General features: G+C 39.3%; 1 pseudogene. It reads left to right on the top strand.

The features are described 5' to 3' along the window. Positions 1-342: pseudogene (locus E3E37_RS11005) on the top strand (ATP-binding protein); the annotation flags it as partial. Positions 343-461 lie beyond the last annotated feature (119 nt).

The following is a 461-nucleotide window of genomic DNA, read 5'->3' as shown; positions in this document are numbered from 1 at the left end:
GAAAGGGTTTTTAAGGAGAAAATGCCGCACTACGTTGAGAGATTCTTTGAAAGATTGCTGACAAAACACTATTCACTCCAACCCGTCAGGATTGAGATGCCGGATCTGGAAGTAGATATTGCATTATTGAGAAATAAAAAGTTGCACTTGGTTGCTGAGGTTAAGTGGAAGGAGAAGATTAAAGAGAGGGACATTAAGAAGGTTGAGGAGAAATTTGAAGCCCTTAATGCCAAGAGAAAGCTCCTTATAGTTCCGGACAAAGAGATCTTGCCGAGAGCTCCAGAAAACGCCGAAGTTCTTGACTGGAGGAGTGTGATAAAGCTTTGCAAGGTTCCGCCTTAGTTATTCACCTAAACCTAAAACTTGAAACAGAAAAGGACATTTTTCGAACTCGAAGATTTTTGACCTGCTAATAATTTAACATAACCATATAAATCTTTTTCTCCGAAAAAGCCTTAAAG

Origin of the sequence: Thermococcus sp. ES12, assembly GCF_012027515.1 — an archaeon.
Classification (GTDB): Archaea; Methanobacteriota_B; Thermococci; order Thermococcales; family Thermococcaceae; genus Thermococcus; species Thermococcus barossii.
This window is presented reverse-complemented; position numbering and strand designations above follow the sequence as displayed.